Origin of the sequence: Ideonella azotifigens, from assembly GCF_006519715.1 — a bacterium.
In the GTDB taxonomy this organism is placed as follows: Bacteria; Pseudomonadota; Gammaproteobacteria; order Burkholderiales; family Burkholderiaceae_C; genus Ideonella; species Ideonella azotifigens.
Genome location: NZ_VIDT01000767.1, coordinates 1 through 2,393, shown reverse-complemented (window position 1 = coordinate 2,393; position 2,393 = coordinate 1). Strand labels below are relative to the sequence as shown.

Annotated in this window: 2 protein-coding genes; both read right to left on the bottom strand. The window is 67.3% G+C overall.

Translation table 11 applies throughout. The features are described 5' to 3' along the window. On the bottom strand, positions 1 to 687 hold a 687-nt coding region (locus tag FKP22_RS27430; protein ID WP_233446980.1), incomplete at its 3' end, for a methyl-accepting chemotaxis protein. Positions 688 to 772: 85 nt separating this feature from the next. Beyond that, positions 773 to 2,393: chemotaxis protein CheA (locus FKP22_RS27425; RefSeq protein WP_141291134.1), on the bottom strand; the 1,621-nt coding region annotated here is incomplete at its 5' end.

Sequence of the window (2,393 nt, the reverse complement as noted above, 5' to 3'; positions counted from 1 at the left end):
CACTTCGACGGCCGCGTTCAGCGCCAGGATGTTGGTCTGGAATGCGATGCCATCGATCACGCCGATGATGTCGGCGATCTTCTTCGAGCTGGTGCTGATCTCGCCCATGGTCGAGACGACCTGCGAAACCACGTCGCCGCCGCGGCGCGCCACCTCGGCGGCTGAGCTGGCCAGTTGGTTGGCCTGGGCTGCAGCGTCGGCGCTCTGGCGCACGGTGCCGGTCAGCTCGGAGATGGAGTTGGCAGCCTGCTGCAGGCTGGAGGCGGTCTGCTCGGTGCGCGAGGACAGGTCCTGGTTGCCGGTGGCGATCTCGCTGGCGGCCACGGTCACGCCGTCGGCGCCGGTGCGGATCGAGGTGATCGAGCGGCGCAGTTCGGCCTGCAGCTCGGACAGCAGACCCAGCAGCACGGCGGTTTCCGGGTTCGCATTGACCGGGCGGATTTCCTGAGACAGGTCGCCCTTGGACAGGTTGCGCACCAGGCCGCAGAAATGCACGTTGAACTGACGGATCACCATCAGGCTGCCGACGTAGATCGCAGCAGCCACGGCGTTCAGGGTCAGGCTGGAGGCGAGCACGGCGGTCGTGGTCCAGCCAAGCGACAGGCCGGTCGCGACACAGGCCTGGCCGGCTGCGATGAAGCCGAGCACCAGCAGTGCACGCTGCTTGGCCGAGAGGAATGACAGCATAGGAGTGGGCTGGATGGGGAGCAGGAGGAGGCAGGCCTGCGCCGATCAGGGCGCAGGTGGAGGCGCTTCGGCGCTGGAGCGGGGATCAGTGCCGCGAGCGGCGCACCAGCGAGCCGATGTCCAGGATCAGCGCGACGCGGCCATCGCCCATGATGGTGGCGCCCGAGACGTCGTTGACCTTGCGGTAGTTGGCTTCCAGGTTCTTCACCACGACTTGCTGCTGGCCCAGCAGTTCGTCGACCAGCAGGGCCACGCGGCCGCCTTCGGCTTCCACCACGACCATGATGTTCGAGACGTTCTCGAAGTCGAAGCGCGGCACCTCGAAGACCTTCTCCAGGTCGATCACCGGCATGAACTCGTCACGCACCTCGACCACGCGGCCCGAGCCGCCAATGGTCTTGATCATGCCCGGCTCGATCTGGAACGATTCGACCACCGAGGACAGCGGCAGGATGTAGCACTCCTCGCCGACGCCGATGCTCATGCCGTCCATGATGGCCAGGGTCAGCGGCAGCCGGACCTTGACGCTCATGCCGTAGCCTTCGGCCGAGTCGATCTCGACCGTGCCACCCAGCGAGGTGATGTTCTTCTTGACCACGTCCATGCCGACGCCGCGGCCGGACACGTCGGTCACCTGGTCGGCGGTCGAGAAGCCCGGCGCGAAGATCAGGCCGTAGACCTCCTGGTCGGTCATCGAATCGGGTGCGTCGATGCCGCGTTCGCGGGCCTTGCTCAGCAGCTTGGCGCGGTTCAGGCCGCGGCCGTCGTCGCGCACTTCGATCACGATGGAGCCGCCCTGGTGGGAAGCGACCAGGGTCACGGTGCCGTTCTCAGGCTTGCCCTTGGCGGCCCGGTCTGCCGGCGATTCGATGCCGTGGTCGCAGCTGTTGCGCACCAGGTGGGTCAGCGGGTCGGTGATCTTCTCGACCAAGCCCTTGTCCAGTTCGGTGGCTTCACCCTGCGTGACCAGGTCGACCTTCTTGTCGAGCTTGGCCGCCAGGTCGCGCAGCATGCGCGGGAAGCGGTTGAACACGACCGACATCGGAATCATGCGGATCGACATCACCGCTTCCTGCAGGTCGCGGGTGTTGCGTTCCAGGTCGGCCAGGCCGGACAGCAGCTGCTGGTTGATCTGCTGGTCCACGGCGCGGCTGTTCTGGGCCAGCATGGCCTGGGTGATGACGAGCTCGCCCACCAGGTTGATCAGCTGGTCGACCTTTTCGATCGAGACGCGCAGCGTGCTGGACTCGGGGCCGGCAGCGGCCTTGGCTTCGGCGCGAGCGGTCGGGCGCTGGGCCACCGGCGTGGCGACGACAGACACCTCGGCGCTGGGCGCGGGGGCTGCGGCCGGTGCGGCGGCGGTGCTTTCCTGCGGCGCGCCAGGGGCGTCGTCGAAGAAGCCGTAGCCCAGGTCCTGGTTGGCGTTGGCAGACGCTTCGGGTGCGCCCGGTGCGCCCTCGTGGAAGCCGAAGCCATCGCCCAGCGGCGAAAGCTTCAGCTGCTCGCGGGCCACGTGGAAGGTGAACAGGTCCAGCAGATCGCCGTCGGCGGACGTCGTCATGATCTTGAAGCGGCGCATGCCGTCGGCCGAGCGGCCGGCGTCCAGCGGCTCGATCGTGCCGAGGTTGGTGATTTCCTTGAACAGGTCGGCAATGCTGTCGGCCTCTTCAGGGTGGTCCAGCGGGCCGACCGTCAGCTCCAGCATG